General features: G+C 40.6%; 22 protein-coding genes and 1 pseudogene. 9 read left to right on the top strand and 14 right to left on the bottom strand.

The window, feature by feature from the left end; genetic code table 11:
* Positions 1-46: 46 nt before the first annotated feature.
* The 3 genes from ACM0OR_RS24270 to purB form a co-directional block, all read right to left on the bottom strand.
* On the bottom strand, positions 47-376 hold the full coding sequence (locus tag ACM0OR_RS24270) for a putative toxin-antitoxin system toxin component, PIN family (RefSeq protein WP_414579069.1): 330 nt from the start codon (positions 374-376) through the stop codon (positions 47-49).
* Entirely contained in the window at positions 363-584 is a 222-nt protein-coding gene (locus tag ACM0OR_RS24265; RefSeq protein WP_414579068.1) for a hypothetical protein, read from the bottom strand. Before ACM0OR_RS24265 ends, ACM0OR_RS24270 begins: the two co-directional genes overlap by 14 nt.
* Before the next feature lie 253 nt (positions 585-837).
* A complete protein-coding gene (gene purB / locus ACM0OR_RS24260) occupies positions 838-2,133 on the bottom strand; it encodes an adenylosuccinate lyase (RefSeq protein ID WP_414579067.1) in 1,296 nt (431 codons plus the stop codon).
* A 177-nt stretch (positions 2,134-2,310) separates the two neighbouring features.
* Here purB and ACM0OR_RS24255 point away from each other — a divergent pair, with 177 nt between their 5' ends.
* Entirely contained in the window at positions 2,311-3,816 is a 1,506-nt protein-coding gene (locus ACM0OR_RS24255; protein WP_414579066.1) for a calcium-binding protein, read from the top strand.
* 137 nt (positions 3,817-3,953) lie between these two features.
* Here ACM0OR_RS24255 and ACM0OR_RS24250 read toward each other — a convergent pair whose 3' ends face one another.
* A complete protein-coding gene (locus tag ACM0OR_RS24250) occupies positions 3,954-4,856 on the bottom strand; it encodes a YihY/virulence factor BrkB family protein (protein ID WP_414579065.1) in 903 nt (300 codons plus the stop codon).
* A 188-nt stretch (positions 4,857-5,044) separates the two neighbouring features.
* Complete coding sequence (locus ACM0OR_RS24245; RefSeq protein WP_190696069.1) at positions 5,045-5,281, bottom strand: hypothetical protein; 237 nt, start codon at positions 5,279-5,281, stop codon at positions 5,045-5,047.
* Positions 5,282-5,820: 539 nt separating this feature from the next.
* Between ACM0OR_RS24245 and ACM0OR_RS24240 the strand changes: the two genes are divergently transcribed.
* Positions 5,821-6,822, top strand: a complete 1,002-nt coding sequence (locus ACM0OR_RS24240) for a cyanophycin synthetase (protein WP_414579064.1) — start codon at positions 5,821-5,823, stop codon at positions 6,820-6,822.
* A gap of 170 nt (positions 6,823-6,992) precedes the next feature.
* On the opposite strand, the gene ACM0OR_RS24235 is transcribed toward ACM0OR_RS24240, so the two are convergent.
* The 7 genes and pseudogenes from ACM0OR_RS24235 to ACM0OR_RS24205 form a co-directional block, all read right to left on the bottom strand.
* Positions 6,993-7,679, bottom strand: coding sequence for a PHP domain-containing protein (locus ACM0OR_RS24235; protein ID WP_414579063.1), 687 nt, complete (start codon positions 7,677-7,679; stop codon positions 6,993-6,995).
* 341 nt (positions 7,680-8,020) lie between these two features.
* The gene (gene purM, locus ACM0OR_RS24230) at positions 8,021-9,043 is read right to left on the bottom strand and encodes a phosphoribosylformylglycinamidine cyclo-ligase (protein WP_414579062.1); all 1,023 of its coding nucleotides are present in this window, start codon (positions 9,041-9,043) and stop codon (positions 8,021-8,023) included.
* Positions 9,044-9,169: 126 nt separating this feature from the next.
* Positions 9,170-9,376: a hypothetical protein gene (locus ACM0OR_RS24225; protein WP_190696076.1), complete on the bottom strand. Its 207-nt coding sequence runs from the start codon at positions 9,374-9,376 to the stop codon at positions 9,170-9,172.
* 187 nt (positions 9,377-9,563) lie between these two features.
* A complete protein-coding gene (locus ACM0OR_RS24220) occupies positions 9,564-10,406 on the bottom strand; it encodes a tetratricopeptide repeat protein (RefSeq protein ID WP_414579061.1) in 843 nt (280 codons plus the stop codon).
* Positions 10,407-10,708: 302 nt separating this feature from the next.
* Complete coding sequence (locus tag ACM0OR_RS24215; RefSeq protein WP_414579060.1) at positions 10,709-11,629, bottom strand: ribonuclease D; 921 nt, start codon at positions 11,627-11,629, stop codon at positions 10,709-10,711.
* 224 nt (positions 11,630-11,853) lie between these two features.
* Positions 11,854-12,417, bottom strand: a pseudogene (locus tag ACM0OR_RS24210) (Uma2 family endonuclease).
* 59 nt (positions 12,418-12,476) lie between these two features.
* Complete coding sequence (locus ACM0OR_RS24205) at positions 12,477-13,154, bottom strand: serine/threonine protein kinase (RefSeq protein ID WP_414579070.1); 678 nt, start codon at positions 13,152-13,154, stop codon at positions 12,477-12,479.
* Positions 13,155-13,425: 271 nt separating this feature from the next.
* On the opposite strand from ACM0OR_RS24205, the gene ACM0OR_RS24200 reads away from it, so the two are divergent.
* Positions 13,426-13,953: a methylated-DNA--[protein]-cysteine S-methyltransferase gene (locus ACM0OR_RS24200; protein ID WP_323266811.1), complete on the top strand. Its 528-nt coding sequence runs from the start codon at positions 13,426-13,428 to the stop codon at positions 13,951-13,953.
* A gap of 147 nt (positions 13,954-14,100) precedes the next feature.
* On the opposite strand, the gene ACM0OR_RS24195 is transcribed toward ACM0OR_RS24200, so the two are convergent.
* The gene (locus tag ACM0OR_RS24195) at positions 14,101-14,952 is read right to left on the bottom strand and encodes an acyl-CoA desaturase (protein ID WP_323266810.1); all 852 of its coding nucleotides are present in this window, start codon (positions 14,950-14,952) and stop codon (positions 14,101-14,103) included.
* A gap of 179 nt (positions 14,953-15,131) precedes the next feature.
* On the opposite strand from ACM0OR_RS24195, the gene ACM0OR_RS24190 reads away from it, so the two are divergent.
* The 6 genes from ACM0OR_RS24190 (at position 15,132) to ACM0OR_RS24165 (ending at position 21,094) form a co-directional block, all read left to right on the top strand.
* Positions 15,132-16,349: a TetR family transcriptional regulator gene (locus ACM0OR_RS24190; protein ID WP_414579059.1), complete on the top strand. Its 1,218-nt coding sequence runs from the start codon at positions 15,132-15,134 to the stop codon at positions 16,347-16,349.
* A 401-nt stretch (positions 16,350-16,750) separates the two neighbouring features.
* Positions 16,751-17,179, top strand: a complete 429-nt coding sequence (locus ACM0OR_RS24185) for an NUDIX hydrolase (protein WP_414579058.1) — start codon at positions 16,751-16,753, stop codon at positions 17,177-17,179.
* 337 nt (positions 17,180-17,516) lie between these two features.
* A complete protein-coding gene (locus ACM0OR_RS24180) occupies positions 17,517-19,628 on the top strand; it encodes a TIGR00300 family protein (protein ID WP_414579057.1) in 2,112 nt (703 codons plus the stop codon).
* Positions 19,629-19,768: 140 nt separating this feature from the next.
* A complete protein-coding gene (locus ACM0OR_RS24175) occupies positions 19,769-20,272 on the top strand; it encodes a DUF2085 domain-containing protein (RefSeq protein ID WP_323266848.1) in 504 nt (167 codons plus the stop codon).
* An 82-nt stretch (positions 20,273-20,354) separates the two neighbouring features.
* The gene (locus ACM0OR_RS24170) at positions 20,355-20,765 is read left to right on the top strand and encodes a XisH family protein (RefSeq protein WP_323266805.1); all 411 of its coding nucleotides are present in this window, start codon (positions 20,355-20,357) and stop codon (positions 20,763-20,765) included.
* The gene (locus ACM0OR_RS24165; protein ID WP_414579056.1) at positions 20,756-21,094 is read left to right on the top strand and encodes a XisI protein; all 339 of its coding nucleotides are present in this window, start codon (positions 20,756-20,758) and stop codon (positions 21,092-21,094) included. Before ACM0OR_RS24170 ends, ACM0OR_RS24165 begins: the two co-directional genes overlap by 10 nt.
* Positions 21,095-21,221: 127 nt before the next feature.
* On the opposite strand, the gene ACM0OR_RS24160 is transcribed toward ACM0OR_RS24165, so the two are convergent.
* The gene (locus tag ACM0OR_RS24160; protein ID WP_414579055.1) at positions 21,222-21,881 is read right to left on the bottom strand and encodes a hypothetical protein; all 660 of its coding nucleotides are present in this window, start codon (positions 21,879-21,881) and stop codon (positions 21,222-21,224) included.
* Between the last annotated feature and the right edge of the window lie 102 nt (positions 21,882-21,983).

Here is a 21,983-nt window from a genome sequence, read left to right as displayed (position 1 = left end):
TCCTAAATTATATTGTATATTAATTTGTGTAATTAATTTTGTTTGATTACTTATGAGTGGCTTTTCCAGAAATGGCTAATTCTAAGAATTTATTATCTTTAGGATCTCGACAAATATCTATTGTTTCATTAATTGTGATTAATTCTGTTTCTCTGGCTAAACTGGCTAAAAAGTCTTCACGAATTTCTCTCAATAGATAGCGGTCAAATTTTTGACGACTGAGTACATCAATTAATTCTGATAAAATTTCCACAGAAATTAAGATTAATCCGTTTTGTTTAGCCTTTCTAAAAGCTTGCATTGTGGTAGATTTAGAGAAGATTAATGCACTGACAATTACATTTGTATCAATTACGATACGGTTAGTTTTCATCATTGAGAATTGAATCTAAAATCTCTGGGGTCATTCCGTTAGCAATTGCTTGTTGACTCGCTTCTTCCATGATATCTAAGAGTTGTTTTTGACTGACTGCTTTTTGCAGCATTATGTTCAGAAATATTTGGATTTTTTGCTGTTTTTCTGGTTCTGCTTCTCGGTACGCTTTGGCAATTTCTGGGTCAACTTGAATGGTAATGTTTTCCATTATAAATTAAATGTTAATTAGTCTATTTTTATTATAGCAATTGCTAGTTTTTTCTGTTTTATACTATCTTCAATTATCGTAAATTCAAGGGTTTAAGACCTCTACATCTACACTTAGTATCAGTTGAGTAGGGGTTTAAATACCCGACTCCAACTGTCTTTAATTTTGAATTTTGAATTGTTAATTATACCCCTTCCGACTTTTCAAACAACTTCTTAGAGGCTAACAGATGTTAACCTCTCATATTTTTTGCCTAAATTCCTAACCTTTGGTAAACCTCATCTAAATGACGCAGATGTTGCTGGGGGTCAAAACATACAGCAATTTCTGCTGGTGATAGCTTTTGAGTCACACGGGAATCTTGGGTAATTAAGTCGTGGAAGTTTCCTTCTAGCTTGTTCCAAGCGTTGTGGGCGTTTTGTTGGACGATCGCATATGCTTCTTCACGGCTCATTCCCTTGTCTACTAAGGCTAGTAGCACTTTTTGACTGAATACCACCCCACCATAGCAGTTGAGATTCCGCGCCATGTTTTCTGGGTAGACTAGCAGGTTTTTCACCAATTCGGTGATTTCCTTTAGCATGAAGTGGGTCAAAATGCAAGCATCTGGGAGAACTACCCGTTCTACAGAACTGTGGGAAATGTCCCGTTCGTGCCACAAAGCGACGTTTTCTAAAACTGCACCAGCATGACTTCTCACTAATCTCGCCATCCCCGTCAATCGTTCAGAACGGATGGGGTTGCGCTTGTGAGGCATAGCACTAGAGCCTTTTTGACCTTTCGAGAAGAACTCTTCCACTTCCAGAACGTCTGTTTTTTGCAGATTGCGAATTTCTACAGCAAAGCGTTCAATAGAGGCGGCGACTAAGGCTAATTGCTGCACATAATCGGCGTGGCGATCGCGCGAAATAACTTGTGTCGAAGCGGTATCCGGTTGGAGTCCCAATTTTTGACAAGCGATCGCTTCTACTCTCGGCTCAATATTGGCATAAGTTCCCACCGCGCCAGAAATCTTCCCGACTGCAATGGTTTCACGGAGAATTTGCAGCCGTTGTTGATGACGCAACACTTCCGCCAACCACCCAGCCAGCTTAAACCCAAAGGTAATGGGTTCAGCATGAATTCCGTGCGATCGGCCGGCCATAACTGTATAACGATGTTCCCGTGCTTTTTCGCGAATTACCTGAATTAAATCTTCCAGGCGTTGCGCTAAAACATCCAGACTAGCAACCATTTGCAATGCTAAAGCCGTATCTAATACATCTGAACTGGTTAATCCCAGGTGAATGTAACGTCCTGCATCGCCTACGTATTCATTGACATTCGTCAAAAAAGCAATCACATCATGGCGGACTTCCGCCTCTATCTCTAACACCCGTTGCGGATCAAAATTCGCCTTCGCTTTAATTTCCTCAACAGCCGCAGACGGAATATAGCCCAATTCAGCTTGGGCTTCACAAACTGCAATCTCTACCTGAAGCCAGGTTGTTAATTTATAAGATTCAGTCCACAGGTTGCCCATTTCGGGCAAAGTATAACGCTCAATCAACGTTCGCGGCAGAATACAACTGTCATATTCTACAGTCTATTTACCCCATCCTCCACCTCTTTACGCATGGGGTCTTCTCGCCGCTATGGTCAAAGTCTTTAATTTGTAGACAACTGCATAAATACCAAATGCTTTACATAAGGTTGGACAGTACAGAATTACATAGAGAGTCCTCAAATGGGTAGATACATTGGCACTAATGGTAACGATGAATTTAAGGCATCCAGACCCGTTCTCAGAAGATGGCAATCTTGGTATATCGATGGACTTGATGGTGACGATATCCTGGGTGGTGGCCCAGAGAATGACACTATCTACGGTGGCTCAGGTAATGACTCTATCCAGGGATATGGAGGTCGAGATTTAATAGATGGCGGTTCGGGAGATGACGATATAAACGGGGGTTCGGGAAATGACACCATATTTGGTGGTTCAGGTAATGACACTATAAATGGTGGTTCTGATGACGATTGGATCTCAGGAGATTCAGGGAATGACTCCTTATACGGCTTTACAGGTGATGACACTCTATATGGAGGTACTGGAAACGACACCCTTGATGGTGGCACTGGTAATGACACCATGTACGGTGGTACTGGTAATGATTTATACTTTGTTGATAGTACCGGAGATAGAGTAATTGAATATTACAATCAAGGATTCGATACCGTATATTCTTCAATTAACTATGCTCTAACTGACAATGTAGAAAATCTCATCCTGATAGGCTCTGCTGCCAATGCCTATGGTAATAGCCTCGACAATAGAATTACAGGTAATGGTGCTAATAACGTATTAAGCGGTGCAGGTGGTAATGATATCTTAGATGGCGGTACTGGTAATGACACCATGTACGGAGGTATTGGAGACGATTTGTACTATGTTGATAGTACGGGAGATAGAGTAATTGAATATTACAATCAAGGATTCGATACCGTATATTCTTCAATTAACTATGCTCTACCTGATAATGTAGAAAATCTTCAGCTAACGGGTTCTGCTTATTCCGGTTATGGTAATAACCTCGATAATAATATTGGTGGTAGCAATGCCGATAATTTCTTAATTGGTGGTGGAGGTGATGATTTCATTCAGGGTGGAGGCGGTGATGACTACCTTTTTGGTGGTGTCGGTGATGATCTTCTGTGGGGTGAAGACGGTAATGACACTCTAAGCGGTGAGTCTGGTGATGACAGGATGTACGGTCACGCTGGTCAGGATGTACTAATTGGTGGTACTGGAAATGATTTTCTCGTAGGTGGTCTAGAGAATGATACTCTGACAGGTGGTACAGGCAGAGATTCTTTTGTGTTTGGGGAATTTCTGTGGGGGTATAGTGCTAGACCCGCTACAATTTCTGATTTAGGAGTGGATACTATTACCGACTTCACTCCTGGAATTGATAAAATCTCCTTGAATAAAGACAGCACCTTTAGTGTTTTGAGAAGTATGCCTTTACTAGAAGGTTTTAGCAATGCTTCAGATTTTGCTGAAGTAACCTCTGATGCTGCTGCTGCAACTAGCGGTGCTTACATTATTTACAATTCCGGTAATGGTAAATTGTTCTACAACCAAAATGGTGCATCGGCTGGTTTTGGTTCAGGTGGCCACTTTGCTACACTTTCGGGAACTCCTGATATTGCTGCCTCAGATTTCTATATTCAGGGAACTCTAATTTTGTAACTATAATCGTTAAATGCTGAAATACAAATAACTGCTGAAAATATGTTGATATGTATATTTTCGCAGTTCTTTACCCCAAATTCCGTGGTTGAAATGAATTTACCAAACATTTCTTCTATAGCTGCGGAATGTTTTGCCTATTCTCTTTGATTAGCCGAAGTTTTCTCATTTATAGACACAGCATTACGATTAGGGACAATGCGTCTACCGTACTTCCTCGCGTAAACCTGGGTAAATTCAGCCCCAAAAAACAGAATTTGGGCAGTATAGTAAACCCAAATCAGAAGAACTACTAGTGAACCAGCCGCACCATAAGCCGAGTCAAAGCTGCTACTACCTAAATATTTTCCTAATAAAAAATTACCAATAGAAAATAACAGTGAAGTCAAACTAGCACCGATTAACACATCATTCCAAGCTAGTCTCACATCAGGTAGCACTTTAAAAATTAGCCCAAACATGATTGTAGCGATCGCAAAGGAAATAACAAAACTCAGTATCTGCCAGAGAAAACCAATCCCTGGTAATACTCCACTAAAATAATTCACGACTGCTGCTAATACTGCACTAATTACTAAAGAAGCTAACAGCAAAAAGCCAATCACCAAGATCATAGCAAAGGATAAAAGACGTTTGCGAATGATATTCTTCACGCCACGTCCTGGTTTGGGTTTTACTTCCCAAATCGTGTTGAGGGAATCTTGTAACTCGTTAAACACACCAGTCGCACCCACCAGCAGCACTACCAAACTAATTACAGAGGCGATTGTTCCAGCCTGTGGCCTACTGGCATTTTGAATGGCGATCTCGATGAATTCTGCCCCTTGTCTACCAACTACACTTTGAATTTGGTTAACAATCTCACCTCTGGCGGCCTCTTCACCAAATATTGCACCTGCGATCGCAATGATAATAATTAGCAACGGTGTGAGAGAAAAGACCGTATAGTAAGCCAAAGCAGCTGCCAAGCGCGAAGCCTGATCCTCATTCCATTCTCTAAACGCTTCCTGAAAAAGTTGCCAAATCGCCTGTAAATTCATTAAATCAGTCTCCTTGGAAATAAGATGCCACTTTTTGCCATGATATATTGGATACTGATTTACTCAGTAATGGCATCTTCCCCAAGGTACTTATAAAGCTTTCTTAAGGCATAATTTTAGACTCATTTAACCCAAAAATAGAAGCACCCCCATACCCCTTTACTCTTAGCTTTTAAACTAATCACACTCTAAATCGCTGCTTCTTGAGGCTGACAATCAAAAACCACCATGAAGGAAGCATTTGGGACTACTTGATTCAGATGCTGTATGTAACCATCCGCGTCATAACGACTACGAAAACGCGCCACAATTTCACGACTGGCATCAGGAAGTAACCGTGCAATTGCCCACGAGTTTAGGCGTTGTTTGTAATCCTTTGGTTGAGTTTCAGAGCTTGGTGCTTTGTATTCAGTATTTTGTGGCATGATTATCTTAACCGTATTAAGTTTCAGTAAAGGCGTTAGTGAATCTTCTTACAGAAATTCACTAGCTCCTTTTTTATAGTGCTGCCACCTTGTTATTCGATTATTTATAAATTGTCAACACCGAGTGCTATATTTTAGACTAACTAATTTGGAAATCCCTATTCAGTATGAACTTCAAAATCTTTGCTCGCAAAGGTTAGAAGCAGAAATTATATCTTTGCTCAAAAGTTTAGTTAATAATTTTTGTAATTATTGGTATAAGTTTATATAATTCAGCACATACTAGTAAAAAAACAAATTTAATTGTCTTAAATTAGACTGAGTAGGCTATTTTTTTTAGAAACAAGTTTATCTGCATCATCAAGAACTACTCAAATTTTTCTTTATGAAGAAAATATTACTAAATAATAAACCGTAACGATACTACGTCTCAATCTTAAAAATCGTAACTTTCGTCAACCCAAAATCACCAATTTAGTTGACCGATAGTGGTAGGTTAGTTACAATCTGGGCAATAAATTATACTTTTAAAACATAAAATGCCATTAGTAACATCAATAATTCAAAAAATTGCACCACAGATAGGTGCAGTAGTCGTCATAGACCCAGAATATCAATTGGTTGGACATATTACTTTTAAAAACGGGCATAAAGCATTTTTTAGCACTACCAAATTAAATATTAATGGTTTTGGATCAGCCGAGATAGCAAAAGATAAAGGTTATTCTAATTTTTTTCTCAAACATTTTGGATATAAAGTTACTGAAGGAAAAACATTTTTTAGCCATAAATTTTGTGAAAAAATTGCTAATGATAGAAATATAGATGTCGGATTTGAATATGCTCAAAGTTTAGGGTTTCCTGTAATCGTTAAACCAATTAATCTCAGTCAGGGAAAATTAGTTACTAAAGTTCATAATAAAACAGAATATTATCAAGTAGTTAAAAAAATATTGCGAGTTAATTCAGGGCTAATTGTAGAGAAATTTTATGTAGGTAAAGATTACAGAATTGTAGTCATAGATAATGAAGTAATTGCAGCATATCAAAGACTGCCTTTATCTGTGACAGGTGATGGTAAATCTAATATTTTAGAGCTACTTCACCAAAAGCAAGAAGTTTTTAGGCAAAGTGGTAGAAAAAAAATTATAGATATTGATGATTTCCGCATCAAACACAAACTAAAAAGGCAGAATCTCAATTTAAACAGTATTATTCCTAATGGTAAAATAATCTATATTTTAGACAATGCTAATTTATCTAGTGGTGGAGAAGCTGTAGATGTCACTGAAAGCATCCATCCAGACTTTCAAAAACTAGCTTTAAATGTCGCTAAAGATATGGGTTTGAGATTGATAGGTTTGGATATAATTGCCCATGATCTAACCAGACCAATGGTAGATTATGTCATCATCGAAATTAATGGTTCGCCTAGTTTAACTCACTATGCCTCAATAGGAGATGTTCAAATTCAGAGAGTTGAACAGCTATATCTCAAGATTCTTCAAGCATTAGAAAAAGATTACAACAATCAGAATTAAGTGGGGACTGGGGACTGGGGACTGGGGACTGGGGACTGGGGACTGGGGACTGGGGACTAACAAGTATAGGTTTTTAACCAAAGAATGAGTGATGACTATAAAATTAACGTAAACATCATCATTTCCTTCATCCCTACACCCCTACACCCCTTAAACCCCTACACCCTAGTTTACAGACGTTGCAGGAGGTTTAAACCGTGAGTGTCAGTACCACAAGTATTTAACAGCCCATATTCTTGAGCTAGTTGTTGTATCTGCTGTGATTCTGTAACACTGGGTTTCCAGGGGTTGGGGTTGTTGTAAGCATAGAATGTTTCTACACCATCAATCCCATATTCCACTGCTGCCGGAATTAAGTCAAAGTGCGATCGCTTGTAACGTGCAGGATGCGCTAATACAGCCAATCCCCCAGATGCTTTAATCGCCGCAATGACGTTACCTGCTTCATATTCCTGATCCGTAGTCACCTTTCTTTGTAAATAAGGTCTCATACTCAGGTGTCCTGGCTGAAAACCATAGGCCAAAATATGAACTTCCACATTCAATAAATTGGCGTTCACTTCTACACCACTCCATAGGTGCGGAGTGGTTGCGCCGGGATTATTCCATTTCCAGTCTTCTAGCCAAGCCTTTGCCACTTCATAGCCACCGATAGTATGATGGTCGGTAATTGCCAAGCCGTTTAAGCCAATAGCGATCGCTTGCTCCATCAACACACTTGGCTGTAATCTACCGTCTGAGTAGACAGTGTGCATATGAAAGTTAAATAATCTCGGACAACTTTGGGCATCTATATTCTGGAAAACTTGCTGTAGAAGTTCACTAGAAGCAGATGTCCGGGCAAAATTTACTACCATAACCCTCTCTGAATAAAAATACGTGATTTCTGACACACCAACACGCCACACCCAGAAATGAGCATTTAACAGCACCTTTAGTTAGTGCTGAACAGCTATTTTCTCAGTTTTATCAGTCAGATTTTTTCAATATGTTAAGACTACGTTAGCAAATCTAAATGCTTACGGTCATGAGTATATCCAATCGCCTTCATAAGTATCAGTAACAATTTTTTGAATATTTTATTTTAGATACATAGATAAATACTGAGTAAATTATCTCTAAATCCTGTTTTTGGTAGAGCTATCACGCCCTACCAATCTAGTAATGCCTCTGAATTATCGTATCAAAATTAACTTTTTCACAATCCTGTCAATATACCTTCACCAGTCATCACTTCCCCAACCACAAAAGAGGGAATATTCTCGGCTTCTAAGAATTTAATTGTCTGATCTACTTGATGGGGTGGGATGAGCAATACAAAACCAATACCCATGTTGAAAGTGTTATACATTGCTTCCACACTGACAGATCCGGCTTCAGCTAACCATTGAAAAAGCGGGGGAATCATCCAACTGTTAGGGTTAATTTTAATAGATTGACCTTTGCCCAAACACCTAGGTAAATTTTCCGGCAAGCCACCGCCTGTAATATGTGCCATTCCGTGGATTTCTATACCTGCTTGCCGTGCAGCCAAAACAGGTTTGACATAGATGCGTGTAGGTTGTATGAATGCTTCGCCGATAGTTGCACCACCTAATAATTCTGGTGTGTCCTCCCAACTAAAGCCCCCATCACTGACAACCTTACGAACTAAGCTTAAACCATTACTGTGTACCCCAGAACTAGCAAGTGCGATCGCCACATCTCCGACTTCTACCTGCGAACCGTTGAGCATTTGGCTTTTTTCCACAATTCCCACACAGAAACCAGCCAAATCATACTCACCAACTTGGTAGAAACCTGGCATCTCTGCTGTTTCTCCTCCCAACAAAGCACAACCCGCCAGCTTACACCCAGAGGCGATACCTGCCACTACTTGAGTTAGCTGCTCTTTATCTAGTTTACCTGTGGCGACATAATCTAAAAAGAACAATGGTTCAGCCCCTGATGTCAACACATCATTGACACACATAGCAACTAAATCAATCCCCACAGTATCGTGACGGTTGAGAATATGGGCGATTTTTAGCTTGGTCCCCACACCATCAGTCCCAGAAACCAATACAGGTTGTTTGTAACCGCCTGGAAGTTCAAAACAACCACCAAAACCACCCAGTCCACCAATCACTTCTGGTCTAAAAGTGCTGTGAACCAAATTGCGAATTTGATCTACAAAAGCTCGACCAGCTTCTACATCAACCCCTGCATCCCGATAATCCATAAGAGTTAGTTATTAGTCATTAGTCCATAGTCATTAGTCCATAGTCATTAGTCCATAGTCAATAGTCGATGGAGCTAATGACTAAACCCTTCTTAATTAAGTCGATTCCCTGTCACCTGTCACCTATTAAAAAACTTCTTCTTCAATACCACGCCACCATTCACCTAAATTCATTAAATCTTGGTGAATATCTGCTAATTCATTAGCGTAGGTATCTTCTGAAATGGTGGCTTTGCGTTCTTGGAGTTTTTTCAGCCGCAACTGTACTAATAGCCAGGGTTTGGCAATACTATTGGTTGCTTCCATGTATTGTGCGAGTTCTTTGCTATTCATTTGTAATAATTGTTGCAATACTTATTTAACATAATATTAAATTATGGGAGGATGCGATCGCTATCCACGCCAATTAGAGAACAAAACAGCCACGATATTTAGTCGTGACTGTTGATTGATGGAAATATTAGCAACATCTCAAAAGATTACTAAGTTGACGAACCTGACTTTTCACAACTCAGCACTCCTATTGCCCTAATTCGTTAATATTGTTCATGACTTGCTGATATAAATCATTATTGTTTTGATTTTGAAAGATTTCTGCGGCCTTTTGCAAGTCTTGTAAAGCTGCTGGTTTGTCACCTTGGGCAGCACGGGCATTACCCCGATTGTTGTAGGCTGGGGCAAAGTTGGGATTGATGCGAATGGCTTGGTTATAGTCGCTAATTGCCCCTTGTGTGTCACCTTGGGCAGCGCGGGCATTACCTCGGTTATTGTAGGCGATCGCATATCTGGGATTAAGGCGAATAGCTTGGTTAAAGTCTTCGATAGAACCGCTTTTGTCTCCCTGCACAGAAAGAGCGTTACCGCGATTGTTATAGGCTTCGGAGTAATTGGGAGAAAGGCGAATGGCTTCGTTGTAGTCAGAGATTGCGCCGGCTTGATCACCTAAAGAGGCGCGGGCATTTCCCCGACTATTGAAGGCTTCGGCATCGTTGGGAGAAAGGCGAATGGCTTCGTTGTAATCAGCGATCGCTTTTTGCTTGTCTCCTAAATCAAAGTAGGCTAAACCCCGTCCTCTGAAAGCCGCACCATATCCAGAATCTAGGCTCAGAGCTTTATTATAGGCAGCGATCGCCGCTTGTAAATTACCTTGGACGTGCTGTTTTTGCCCTTCAATGAAAGCTAGCCCAGCTTGAGAGTTTTTAGCTGCCCGACGGGTAGGAGTATTCACCCCTATTTCTGTCACCAAAACATCTTTGTTGTTACTACAAGAAACAATGGTAATTGCGCTCAGTGCGGTCAACAGACCTATAGTTGATATTCTAGTTAACTTCACCCGCCTTTGCTCCAATAACCGCAGTTTCATAAGTTGCTCTCAATCGGCATCACAACTGATTTCAATTAGTATCAAATGATCGGGAATTAGACTTCTAAACATCGATGCTAATTATTTTGAGATGTACCCAGGCAATAGACGTACTTACCTCCTCTCATCTAGGTTTAATTAACAGTAATCTGTTATGTAAACCGGGAATTTAAAAAAATAAATTTCTTTGTTGTTTATTATACTTTTATTAAAATTGCTGACAAAATTTACGAATTATTTTGGCGTTAGCCTTTCCGTTCGTAGTAGCTTTGTGTAGCAAAGAGTATGATGAATTACGATTTTCAATTATCTCCTTCATCATTTTCTGCCTTTTTGGGAGTCAGCCTTACAGATTTACTGGTTTCGATATCTACAGATAAATTTTCTAGATTATCCCCTAAATCTTTTTGCAGCTTCTGAGTTAGAGTAACCGGAAAATCTAAACTAATTTCTTGATTCTGTACTAATCTAGCAAGTTCTGTAAACTGCACTTTCACAACTTTACGCTCGTAACTAGTGAGTTTATAAACAGCAGTTTCCGCTACATTTTGAGCTTGCATAGCATTTTTTAGTCTCTCTTTCAGATGCTCATATTCAGAGTTTAACAGCTGCCATTGTTCTTCAATTTGATTAAAACGCTTACCGATAACTGTTAAATCTTCCGAGATGGGATCTGGATTACTTGCTAATTGTAATTCTAGCAAACTTTGGTGTATTTGAGCAAGATAAATACAGTCTAGATAAGCATATTCTATTTGTTCTTCACTGAGGGGTCTAATTCCCCAATTACTACTTTGTGCTTGTTTGTCAATATAGTTAAAATTACATAATTCTGTAGCTAATGTTTTCAATTGGTAATTAGGTAATGGTAAAATGTAGTAGGGAATTGTTTTAGCTAATTCCAAAGTGCAAGTGATATTTTTAGCCTGTTTATTGCCCAGAAATTTTAAATCATAACTAGCATTGTGAAACACTTTTTCTATAACTGGGTTGAGCATGATTTGCTCAATAAAGTCAGCTACTACATCAGGTTGATTCAGGACATCTAAAAGGTAAACGCGATCGCCACTCATATCGAGAGGATCATCTAAAACTTGAATCAGCGACAGTCTGGGATTACGGCTTTTATATTCTGCTACTTCGGTATCCATCCACAGAGTAGTAGCTTGAGTATAGTCTGCAACTATGGCACGAATTGCACTCGCATCACTCAAGTATGGCATTGGTTAAAATCCCCTGAGATTTAGGTCACAGTTTCCCAAATTAACATTTTGCTGACATAGTTTAGTATTGAGTCCTGAGTCCTGAGTCCTGAGCAATGAGTAGACCTAGCTTGAAAATAGGGAGTGGGGATTTTCACTCACCACGCTGCTCAACGCCGCGCTACCGCTAACAGCACTCATAACTCACTACTCATAACTCAGCACTCAGCACTCAGCACTCATTACTAACTTCCCATCTTTAGCCAAGCAAAGACTTGACTCACTTTTAATTTCAATTCAAGTTCAGGTAAAACTAATAAATCGTCTGTACCACGCAGTAGTTCTGGTTGTTGTTGTGGCTGAAATACCAGAATTGAGCGATCGCTTGGATCAATTAGCCATCCAAGTTGACAACCATATTTCAGACAATGCAAGATGTTGCCAGTCACCCTGTTAGAACTCTGGTCTGGTGAAAGAATTTCAATAGTCCAATCGGGAGCAACCAACATATCATCTACAGGTTCTCCATTGTCATCAAAATAAATGTGTTCTCAACGCAGAAGTGCCACATCAGGCACAATTGAACGACCTCCAAAAGTAAAACGCAATTCTGGGAAAGCATAGGCAATCTGGCTTGCTTCCGCAACTTCATTCACTCCCGTAATCAACTTAGCTTGAAGTCGTGAGTGCCGAGTTTTAGGCATTGGCTTTTGAATAATTTCACCATCAATATATTCACTAGCGGGTTTTGTTTCTGGAAGATTGAGAAACTCATCCAGTGTTAGCAATGAGGGTTTGGCAACAGTCATGATTTTTGCCGCTACAAACTGTTTGCTCTCAGTGTAGCAATCTCCTTAACTACAAGTATTTAAGGAAGTAGAGGAACTGTTTTCTGTTTTCTATTTTTTAATAAAGTAAAGAAACGATAAGTTTTGCGGACACCATCAAGTATAAAGTAAGGAATCCTCAGCCGCAGAGGTGAAAGGATGGGACGATATAACCAGTAATAGGCTCTCTTGAGATTATCCCATTTAGAACATTTATCCTCATGTAGAAAATCGGAAATATCTACTACTAAACCTCTACCTTCATACATCATCACATTGCGTCCGTGAACATCGTGGGGGTAAAGTCCTCGCTGACGCGCATAATCTAAAGCCTTATCTATATCTTTTATCACCTGTTTGGGGATACGCAAACCCCGTGGGATGCAATCGTATAAAGTCACCCCATATAATCGCTTCAGGATTAAACAGCCGTCTTTTGCATATAGACATTCCGAAAATGCTGGGTGAGAACCGAGACGACGATATACTTCCACCTCTTCTGCAAATCCTGGTCTTCCAGGTGCGTAAATCTTGACTACCACTTCTTGGTATTCAGCGTGACAAACCACAGCCGCATAGTTACCTCTACCAATCAATTGCCAAGAATGGGGGAGATAGCGAACTTCTACAGGATCGTGGGGATTGACGCTTTCGACTTGCAATTCAGGCAGTAACTCTTGATGAATATGCTCAATCAGTCGATGAATATGCTCACTCATACTGGTTTCGGCTGTTGATTCAGTAAATAAAGCCATTGGTCTTCACCAGTATATTTCATAGCATTACCAACTAGATTTACGTTTATTGAAGTAGAAAAACGCCTCTCTATATTTGTTCTCACTCACGCCAAAAGTTTTTCGACTGATACATGAATATCTAAGTCAGCAATCTACTAGCCCATCATCTTAATCATAGAATACTGTTAATTGAACAGATACTTCAATTTATAATTGATATTTATACTAATATTTTTTACATCAAGCTGATATTGTGGAATTACTTGTTGACAAAATTAATTCAGAAATAGGGACAATTCTCATTGTCTCTGATGGGGAAAAACTTTGCGCTCTTGATTTTGCTGATTATGAGCAAAGAATGTTAAAACTGCTTCAGAAGCGTTATGGTAAATTTTATCTCCAGGAAGCGAAGAATCCACAAGGATTTAGTAGCAAAATTGAATCTTATTTGCAGGGCGATGTTTACGATGGGCAAAGCCTACATACCAGCTTAAATAACATTCCAGTCAACACTGGCGGAACGACTTTTCAACAGCAAGTATGGCTTACCCTGCGAACTATTCCTTGGGGAACGACTATTTCTTATGGTGAACTAGCAGCAAAAATCAATAAGCCGACTGCTTATCGTGCTGTCGGCTTGGCTAATTCTTTAAATCCAGTTGCAATTGTTATTCCCTGTCATCGGGTAATTGGTGTAAACAATCTACTCACTGGATACGCGGGGGGAATAGAACGAAAGCGTTGGTTGCTCAAACATGAAAGACTGGTTTGTAATTTGTAATTGGGCATTGGGCATTGGGCATTAAGGAAAAAGTTTCCCTCCTTTGTCTACCACACTCCCCAATCCCCACTACCGTTCGGCTGACACGGCTCGACTGAGCTTCCCTACGGGACGCGATGCGATCGCCGAACGTCTCACGGCGAAAGCCTACTCCCTACTTAACGATGGGGGTAATATGACTTTTTTCGCTAAACCTAGAGTTTGTAAAAGTTTAATGCTCCACCAAGTAACATCAATCTCCCACCACTTGAAACCGGCTTTTGCGACATGGGGGTAGGTGTGATGGTTGTTGTGCCAGCCTTCGCCGTAGGTAACGATAGAAACCCACCAGAGATTACGCGCATTATCATCAGCATCAAAGGTGCGATAACCCCACATATGGGTTGCAGAGTTGACGAACCAGGTGGAGTGCCAAAGTAATACGGCTCTGAGAAACATACCGTAGATGACAAAAGGCCATCCGCCCAAAGCGTACAGCAATAATCCCATAGGAATTTGCAAGAGGAGGAAATAGCGATCTAACCAGCGATAAAAAGGTTGTCTTGCTAAATCAGGGGCGTATTTTTTATAGATTTCATAATCAAAAAACTCGGAGCGGGGATATAAGATCCACAACATATGACTCCACCAAAAGCCGCGTTTGGCAGAATAAGGATCTAAGCTGATATCTTCGGTGTGGGCGTGGTGCTGGCGATGTCCTCCAATCCAAAAAATTGGCCCTCCTTGGAGAGCCAAAGCACCGATGATGGCGATCGCATATTCTAACCATTTGGGTACTTGAAAACTCTTATGGCTGAGTAATCGGTGATATCCCAAACATATGCCAATGCTGCCAAATAGCCAGTGCAGAAATAACAGCAAACCCAGTGCTGACCAAGAGAAAAACCAAGGGGCTAAAAACGCTAAGGCATGAATTGTGCCAAAAAATGCCACATTTATCCATCTGAGACGCAATGAATTTTCTCTCTCAGAGGCGAACGCCAGATTTTTTGCGGTCATAAAAATTCCTATTAACTATTTCTGTAGCAATTTGCTCTTGGATCTGGTGCATTCATAGCCAACAAGGAATTTACCCACTTGGCATTCATTTCGTTACAGTAGACTAGAGCAAGTATCACTTACATTTGGTATGCTAACAAATCTCTGGTTTTAATGCAAGTACCACTTGCATTTTCTTTATGAAATCTCAATCTTTGTCTACACGTCAACGTTTGATTCAGGCAGCTCTAGAGTTGTTTACGGCTCAAGGGGTCAGTGCCACGACAACGCGCCAAATTGCGGAAAAAGCAGCAGTTAACGAAGTCACCTTATTCCGTAATTTTGGGAATAAACATGGATTATTGTTAGCTGTACTGGAAGAATCGGCAGCTTTTACACATTTAGGTGAATCTCTAATCAGCCGAGCTACTCCTCCAGGTGATGTTTACCAAGCCTTGAAAGATTATGCAAGTGACACTTTGCAGGCTTTAGAAAGAATGCCAGAATTAGTTCGGTCTGTGGTGGGAGAAGCTGACCAATTTCCGGCTGAAAATCGTCGCGCTTTGGGAAGAGGATTAACAGAGGCTAACCGCTATGTAGCTCAATACTTAGTTACTGTAATTCAACAGGGAGATTTAAACACCTATCTGCCAGCAGAAAAACTAGCTAGCTTGCTCAATGGCATGATTTTGGGATATGCGGTGATTGAATTCACCAGTGAATTTCATGAACTGTGGGAAAGTCGGGATGATTTTCTAGAGAATTTAGTAGAGTTATTTCTGCGTGGTGCTATGTCATCAGTTACCAGCAGCTTACTAACAACCTACAACACCCAAGAAATAGCTGATTTACCTGCTGTTTTAGTTCACGAAATTCTCAGACAAGCCAAAAGGTCGGGAGTCCAAGATTATGCGATCGCTTATTTATTATTTGCGACTGGTTTATCCCCCCAAGAAATAGTCGATTTGCAGCGCAATCACCAAATTTATGATCCTCAAAGTCACTTACTGCAAATTACCACCCCTGGGTATGTTCGACAAGTACCTGTCAATCAGTGGATTTTAGGAAAACGCTATGGCTCTTATACCAACAATCCGTTAATTAAATGGCTGAAAAGTCGTAAAGATAGCCAGGCTGCGATGTTTCTGGATACAACAGGTCAACCCATTGAGGAATCTAAGGTGTTGGAATACTGGCAAATATGGACTCAAGGATTGTTAACTCCCCAAGGGAAACCACCAGAAATAGCTCAAGCACAACATACCTGGCGCGTAGAAATGTTGATGCGTGGGGTCAGCCTAGAAAATTTGAGTATTCTTACAGGTTGCGATCGCGCTCAATTACAAGCCTACGCCCATAGAGCTAGGGAAAAAGCAGCTTTAGAGCAAGCAACTCGTTTAGATCAAAAGCCTGTGTAGGGATTGGGTAAAAGTTATTTTTATTACTTTTTTATGGGCGATCGCTAGTTACTATCTGTCTTTGAGTAGTAGTTTGATAAGTCCCTGAACAGCGAAACTTTCTGTTAAATTATCCTAAATTCAAGGCTTTAATCACCATAATCTCCAGTAATTCTCTGTTTGGCATAGGTCTCAACCTAGCTTTTATTTATTTATTTTGCTTTTGTCGTCAAGTCCCCAGAGATTATTTTAAATTTTTCATGTGGGCTGAATTTTTGCATACTTTTATTCGGAAAATTTACATCTATTTGTGGTATTGAATAAAGTTAAATATATCTTCACTAAAATTCATCTGATATCCACTCTCCGTATTTTGGAGTCAAAATCGTACACAAAAACAGCAATACAGGGAGATAATTCCTATGAGCCGAAAAGTCAACAAAGTGCTGAAACAGTCCGGAGTAATCCCTTATCGAGTCAAAAATGGTAGAGTGGAAATCTTGCTGATTACAACACGCGATCGCCAGCGTTGGGTAATGCCCAAAGGTGGAATTGTCAACGGCATGACTCCACCCGCTTCAGCTGCTAAAGAAGCTTGGGAAGAAGCAGGCGTAATTGGGCAGGTAGATGGTAATAAATTAGGTACTTATAAATATCGCAAACGAGGCAAAATTTACTGCGTGAAGATGTATTTATTGCCAGTTGACATAGTTAGTAGTAATTATCCAGAAGCTAGTACAAGATATCGACGCTGGTTAGATGCTAAACAAGCGATGAAGTTAATGAAGAAATCTCCTCTAAAACGTATCTTAAAAGGCATCATCCAGGCAAAATCACAAGCTTGTGCATAATTTATTCTACTTTTGTTAATTACAGTCCGAATATCTTGGGGATCAGGATCATCCTCTACAGAGACGGTTAACTCAGTCATTTTTAATTTAAATTATTAAAACTAAATGGGGCTAAAATAGCACGAGATTGCAGCCTCAGAGGTATACTACTAAGTCCTTACCTTTCAGTAGCCTATAGGTTTGTTACCATTACTGTGACTCTTCCGGTAATGGAATCAGAGCAAAACTTTTGTAAATCCTGCGACTATCTAGAGATAGATGCAAAGTAAAGGATTATACATAACTGGAAAAGAAACACTTCTGTCTGAATTAAGCCTGTATCATTTGTAATATTTTTATGACTTCCCGGATTCGTTTTTTGATGTGCGCTCCTGACCACTACGATGTGGACTATGTGATTAATCCTTGGATGGAAGGAAATATTCACAAATCATCACGCGATCGCGCTGTGGAACAGTGGCAAGGGTTACACCAAATCCTGAAAGAACACGCAATTGTCGATTTGGTGATACCCGAAAAAGGTTGGCCAGATATGGTTTTTACTGCCAACGCTGGTTTAGTGTTGGGTAAGAACGTCGTTCTTAGTCGCTTTTTACACAAAGAGCGTCAGGGAGAAGAACCATACTTTAAACAATGGTTTGAAGGTAATGGTTATACAGTTTATGAATTACCTAAAGACCTACCCTTTGAAGGTGCAGGCGATGCACTCCTAGATAGAGAAGGGCGTTGGTTGTGGGCTGGTTACGGTTTCCGTTCAGAATTAGATTCTCATCCTTATCTCGCCAAATGGTTGGATATTGAAGTCTTATCCCTGCGTTTAACTGATGAGCGTTTCTATCATTTAGATACTTGTTTTTGTCCTTTAGCTAACGGCTATTTGCTGTATTATCCCGGCGCGTTTGATTCCTACTCCAACCGCTTAATTGAAATGCGCGTTGCAGCCGAAAAGCGCATCGCCATAGCTGAAGCCGATGCTGTCAACTTTGCTTGTAATGCGGTGAATGTAGAAAGCATCGTGATTATGAACAAAGCCAGCGAGGGCTTAAAGTCCCGTCTAGGAGATGTTGGTTTCCAAGTGCTGGAAACACCACTCAAGGAATTTCTCAAAGCAGGTGGTGCAGCGAAATGTCTTACCCTACGCGTTACAGAACCTGTACAGGCTGAAGTTCATGCCAATGTATCAGTCGAAAGCCGGATTATTCGCTTAGAGGGTCATTTGCTTGACTCTGGCTTAATTAACCGCGCCTTGGATTTGATTGTCGATACTGGCGGTAGTTTCCAGGTTCTGAACTTCAACTTGGGAGAACAACGGCAAAGTACCTCCGCAGCTGAGGTGAAGGTGTCCGCACCTTCTCACGAGGTGATGGAAGAAATCATCTCCCTATTGATTGATTTGGGTGCGGTAGACTTACCACAAGACGAACGAGATGTCAAGCTTGAGCCTGTAATTCAGGATGGTGTCGCACCTGATGATTTCTACGTGAGTACCATTTATCCTACCGAAGTTAGGATAAATGGGCAGTGGGTGAAGGTAGAAAATCAGCGCATGGACGGCGCGATCGCAATTACTCAAAGTCCCAATGGTCTACTAGCGCAGTGTAAAATACTCCGTGACCTGAAGGTAGGTGAAAGGGTGGTAGTTGACGTGCAAGGTATCCGCACCATCCGCAAAACCGAATCGCGGGAACAACGCAACTCCCAAGAATTTAGCTTTATGTCGTCTGGTGTTTCCAGTGAACGGCGTGTGGAATTGGTCGTGGAACAAGTCGCTTGGGAACTGCGAAAAATCCGTGATGCTGGTGGTAAAGTAGTCGTCACGGCTGGCCCTGTGGTCATTCATACAGGCGGTGGTGAACATCTATCACAGCTAATTCGGGAAGGATATGTGCAGGCTCTGCTGGGTGGAAATGCGATCGCAGTCCACGACATGGAGCAAAATATGATGGGTACATCCTTGGGTATGGATATGAAGCGTGGTGTCGCCGTTCGTGGTGGACACCGCCATCATCTCAAGGTAATTAATATCATTCGTCGTTATGGCAGCATTGCCAAGGCTGTAGAGGCGGGGATAATTCATAGCGGCGTGATGTATGAGTGTGTCCGCAATCAAATACCTTTCGTTCTTGCTGGTTCAATTCGGGATGACGGCCCTTTACCTGATACCCAAATGGACTTAATCAAAGCACAGGAGGAATACGCCAAACAATTGGAAGGTGCGGAGATGATTTTAATGCTGTCATCAATGCTGCATTCCATTGGGGTAGGGAACATGACACCCGCCGGCGTGAAAATGGTCTGTGTAGATATTAACCCGGCTGTTGTGACAAAATTGAGCGATCGCGGTTCAATAGAATCCGTCGGAGTAGTTACAGACGTGGGATTATTCCTGAGTCTGTTAATCCAACAGTTAGATAAGTTGACAAGCCCCTACATTTCTAAGGTAGGTTAATTAAGAGTGCTGAGTTCCCAGTAGTGAGTGCTGAGTTAAAAGACCACCGACTCATAGGTGGTGCTTGTAGCTATTACATAAGTGCTGAATACTTTTTACTCACTCAGCACTCAGGACTACATAAGGCGCACCCAAAGGAAATGGTAAGAGTAGCTTTAACAAAAGAGTTGCAGATTAACTGGGTTAGCTTCATTGCTGACTTCATGCTAGCGGGGATGGTTTTTGGCCCTCCCATCGCTCCTTTTCTAGCTGCGTCTGGAGTCTGGTTACTTGGGGGTATTGCGGACATCATTTATTTCATGGGTAATCATGTATGTCCGCAACCAGAGATGGGCTTAGATTTAGCACCCCCATTTATTATGGCTGTGTGTATGCGCTGTTATGGTACTGTCACAGGATTGCTGATTACTCGCTTGCTGTATGCTGTGACTGGTGGTAAAGGTGTTTATTGGCTCAGTCAGTACGGCTGGAATGGTGCGGCGTTAGCTAGCGTGTTAATGATGGCGTATCCTGTGGAATTAGCAGCGCAAATTTTTGGTCTATGGGATTTTAATAATTATTTAGTTACACCCTTTGGATTAATTACAGGTTTGGCTTGGGGTTTATTTACAATGCCGATTTTACATGGTTGGCAGCGTGATTAAACTAAGTCAGGGGACTGGCGAATAGTAAATATTGTGTATTACCTACCTTTAACCAGCCTAATCTTGAGGATAGTGAAATACTATGGCAAAAGATAGATTTCATCATATCGTCAGAAATGCCTTAGAAAAAGAAGGCTGGAAGATTACGGCTGATCCTTATGAAATTAATGTGGATGATGTAGATTTTGAGATTGATTTAGCCGCAGAGCAACTGTTAGCCGCAGAGCAAGAAGGCAAAAAAATCGCAGTAGAGATTAAAAGTTTTATCAGTCCATCAAATGTTTCAGAATTTCATACTGCCTTGGGACAGTTTTTAAACTATCGGGATGCGTTAGATAAGATTGAACCCGAACGCCTACTTTATTTAGCGGTGCGCGTCCCAGTTTATGAAAGTTTTTTTCAACGGAGATTTATTGCCTCAGCAGTTGTCAAATATCAATTGCGATTGATGATTTACGATGTACAAGAAGAGGTGATTCGTCAATGGCTGTAGAACAATATCGGCAATATATTCGACATCTTCTTTCCGAACGGCAAAAACGAGCCGCAAGGCAACGAAACGCCGAAGAGTATGAAGTACAGACAATTTTCGACGAACAACAAGACCACTATCAATTACTTTATGTCGGCTGGCGGGGAAATAAACGCGATTTTGGCTGTATTTTACATCTTGATATTAAAGATGGGAAAATTTGGATTCAGCATGATGGTACTGAAGAAGGAATTGCTAATCGATTGGTGGAAATGGGAGTGCCAAAACAAGATATTGTTTTGGCATTTCACGAACCTTATGTACGCCAATTCACTGAGTTTGGAACTTGAGAAATATTGTACGAAAAAACTTAGATACATCCAGGAGTTAAGTATCACGCCACTAAGGTGTGTTATATTTTTAGCCTAACGTACTACCATATAACAGTGCTAAATAAAAATATTAAAAATGCTAGTATTATTCATCATCAACAGCACCAAGCATTATTCTGCAACAGCGCAGCAAATTTTCGTACAAATCAAAAGCTTCCCTAACCATCTTATGAAGTCTATCTCTTGCCTCAAAACGATCTTCTCGAACTTCAAAGTCATTAAGACACATAGAGAAAAAATCACTACTTCCAACTGGCCAAATGTTCATACTTAATTCCCATCGGAAATCGCTGAGAATAATCATCAGGTTTTGTCTCTTTTTCTCCAGTTCAGGATTTAAAAACTCGTGCATTACATCTGCCCAACTATTAAGAAAATGATCAATATGTTCTAAATCTTTGCTGTGAATAGGACTTCCTAAGTCCTGTTCTTGTAAAAATCTTGCACCTCTTCCCGTAGGAGGGAAATCTTGCAATAATTCAAGAAACAAACTCCGGTCTTGCTTTATAGTAATAGGCGTATAAATAAAGCTGTCTTTAGTTGCAGAAGATACAATATAACTATCTTTGCTATCCTCTACTTTCTTTGGATAGAGAACTGGAGTTAGGTGTTCAGGAATGCCTTCTAACTGAATTTCTGTACGACCAAACATATAAGAGTCTTCAACAGAACGACCAGATCCTAATGCTCTATAGAAGCCAACTGAAAATGCTATTGCAGCACTATCTCCAATAGCTTGATTCATGCCGATAACGCAGGGAATATGATCGGCAATAGCTTTTGCTTGGCTCTCTAGGGAAAACGCATCTTATTTACTAATAAAAATTAAGAGAGATTTCAAAATGAC

The sequence above is a fragment of the Anabaena sp. CCY 9402-a genome (assembly GCF_963920945.1).
GTDB classification, from domain to species: domain Bacteria; phylum Cyanobacteriota; class Cyanobacteriia; order Cyanobacteriales; family Nostocaceae; genus Trichormus; species Trichormus minutissimus.
Note: the sequence above shows the minus strand (reverse complement) of the source record. Positions and strands in the feature narration are given on the sequence as shown.